Here is a 2,551-nt window from a genome sequence, read left to right on the forward strand (position 1 = left end):
CTGGCCGCCGCGATCACCGCGTTACCGGCCGACACCACCCACTGCGTCGGCATCACCCCCATCGCGGAGAACACCGCCGAGGTCCACCTGGTGGAACTGCATCCCGACGGCCGCCGCTTCGACTACCTGCAGGTGATCAACGTAACCGCCGCCGATGCAAGCGGATTGGTCATCACCAACATCCAGAAGCGAGGCAGCTGATGCCCGCATCGACCCTCCAGCAGCATCCCCTCGCCGTGATCAGGGGCCGCCGGTTGGACCCGACCACGGTGACCCCGCCACACCGGGCGGCCGGTATCCGCGTAGAACCGCTGCCGACGACCCGAGCGCACCCACCGGCGGTCGCGATCGTCGGTGCCCACGGGGGAGCGGGGACCTCGACGCTGGCGCGGTGGTGGGCGCCCGCTGCGGACTGCGAACAGTCCTGGCCGGGCTCGCCGCAGACCACCCAACGTGTCGTTGTGGCGGCACGGTTGTGCCTGCCAGGGCTGATCGCTTGCGCGGACCGGTTGCGCGAGTGGCACGCCGGAGCAGCACCCGAAGGCGTCGAGGTCGTCGGTGTCGTCCTCAGCGCCGCCCGCCCGGGCCGAGTCCCGGCACCCGTGCGCCGCTACCGCGCTGTAGTCGAGGACCTGGCCGAGCGCGTGTGGGAGATCAGCTGGCATGACGAGCTCATCGAACGCGAACTCAGCGAACTCGCCGAGTTCAGCCCCTTCGACCCGGTCCCACAACGCCGCGCCCGCCTGACCGAAGCGGTGCCGCTGGATGTCCATCACGTCGGCAGCGAGCTCATCGACGTCCTCGCCTGCACGACCAAAAACCTTATCGACCAGCACGATTCGGAGAAATAGCGATGTCGGTTCTATCCGTCGTGGGCGACAGCGTGACGGTGCTGGCCCAAGAAATCAAGATCAACCCGACCGTCCCGCCGGGCGGGGACAAGCTGACCAACCTGGTCGGCTACCTGTCCTGGCTGGTCATCCTGGCCGGGGTAGCGGCCCTGATCTATGCCGGGGGCAAGTTCGGGTGGGAACGCTGGCACGGCGGCGCGGTCGAATCACCCAAGATCGTGTTCGCGGCCATGGTCGGCGGCATCATCGCCACCTCCGCCGGCGCCATCATGAACGCCGCCGTCACCGGAGGATCCTGATGCAGGCTCCCCAGTATCGCCACGAAACCCGCAGCATCACAACGGATTCACGCGCTGTGGCCATCGCCGCCGCCGACGGCACAGTGCTGACCGGAGACCGGTTCGGGAACCCCGACGCCGCGCTGACCCTGGTCTCCCTGCCCGGACCGCTCGCCGACGCAAGCCATTTCGCGCCGATGATGACGCTGATCGACCGGCATTTCCGCGCTGAGGTCGCCCAGCTCGTGTACGAGCAGCGCGGCCACGGCAACGACCTTCCGCTGCAACCCGGACCCGCGGGCATGACCCAACTCGTCGAAGACCTGGACACCGTCATCTCCCATGCTGACGGTCGCGTGGTGCTGGTCGTGCATTCACTGGCCGCGATCGTCGCTCAGGAATGGCTCTACCACCACCGACGCGACCTCGCCCGCATCGACGCGATCGTCGCGATCACACCGGTGACCGAACTACCCGATCACGACAAAGCCCTCACCGAACACCCCACGGGGGCGGCCCGCCGGGCCGGTCGACGTCTCATCCACCAACTTTCCACCGCCCTGGGCGAGCACCGCCTGCACACCGACGCCGAACTCGAGGCCGCCCTCCACACCCTGCGTGCGTATCGGCGATGCGGGGCCGACCTAGCGGTGGTCGAAGACCTTCTGCGGGCGACACCGACCTGGATCGTGGCCGGGCACGCCGACCCAGTCGCGCGCTACGGGAGGGTCACCGAACTCGCGGAGACGGTGTGGGCCGAACTGAGCAGCCTGCGCGACGGGGGCCATGACCTGGCCCGAACCTTTCCCTGGTTGCCCGCCGCAGCGGTGTCTTCCGCGATCCGCGTGGCGCGAGACGCTGACCGGTTCGGAGGCCACTGGTGATCGCCGCACCGCTGCCCGCGCAGGTCTTGGCGCCGCTGACACAGCTGCTGAACTGGCTGGCCTGGTTCGTGCTGCTGCTGTGCGTGGCGCGCGCGACCTTCGTCGGCGGCCAACTCGCCGTCCGGATCTACCGCGAAGAAGCGATCGAAGGATTCCTCGGATCCCTGGTCGCCGCCGCACTCCTCGGCTCGGCCAGCGCCCTGGCCATCGCCATCCTCCCCACCACCTGACACCACAGGAAACCCCTATGCCACACAAACTTTCGCCCCCAACCAGCCCAATAATGATCACCTGGCTCGCCATCGTCATCACCGGCCTCACCGCCACAGGTTGTGGCGGCACCGACCCCGGCGACAACCAGCCGCTGCCCACACCCACAACGGAGCAGGTGGCTCCTACAGGGCTGAGCTGGCGCACCTACCAAGGCATTGATCTGCCGGTGGCGGTGCAAGGCCCCCGCGTGATCGACGGTGCGACCGCCACCGACTTCGACCGGTCCCCGGCCGGCGCCGCCCTGGCCGCGATCCACACGACCGTG

General features: G+C 68.6%; 4 protein-coding genes and 2 pseudogenes. All 6 read left to right on the forward strand.

Features of this window, described 5'->3' with window-relative positions; translation table 11 throughout:
* A pseudogene (locus tag QH270_RS00020) lies at nt 1-201 on the forward strand (hypothetical protein); the annotation flags it as partial.
* The gene (locus tag QH270_RS00025; protein WP_280338298.1) at nt 201-851 is read left to right on the forward strand and encodes a hypothetical protein; all 651 of its coding nucleotides are present in this window, start codon (nt 201-203) and stop codon (nt 849-851) included. The pseudogene QH270_RS00020 and the gene QH270_RS00025, both read left to right, overlap by 1 nt.
* Before the next feature lie 2 nt (nt 852-853).
* Nucleotides 854-1,150 carry a hypothetical protein gene (locus QH270_RS00030; protein ID WP_067641759.1) on the forward strand — a complete coding sequence of 99 codons (297 nt, stop codon included), beginning with the start codon at nt 854-856 and terminating at the stop codon, nt 1,148-1,150.
* Nucleotides 1,150-2,013: an alpha/beta fold hydrolase gene (locus tag QH270_RS00035; protein WP_280338299.1), complete on the forward strand. Its 864-nt coding sequence runs from the start codon at nt 1,150-1,152 to the stop codon at nt 2,011-2,013. Before QH270_RS00030 ends, QH270_RS00035 begins: the two co-directional genes overlap by 1 nt.
* The gene (locus QH270_RS00040) at nt 2,010-2,243 is read left to right on the forward strand and encodes a hypothetical protein (protein ID WP_067641757.1); all 234 of its coding nucleotides are present in this window, start codon (nt 2,010-2,012) and stop codon (nt 2,241-2,243) included. Before QH270_RS00035 ends, QH270_RS00040 begins: the two co-directional genes overlap by 4 nt.
* Nucleotides 2,244-2,296: 53 nt before the next feature.
* Nucleotides 2,297-2,551, forward strand: a pseudogene (locus tag QH270_RS00045) (hypothetical protein); the annotation flags it as partial.

The sequence above is a fragment of the Nocardia neocaledoniensis genome (genome assembly GCF_029868625.1).
Classification (GTDB): domain Bacteria; phylum Actinomycetota; class Actinomycetes; order Mycobacteriales; family Mycobacteriaceae; genus Nocardia; species Nocardia neocaledoniensis_A.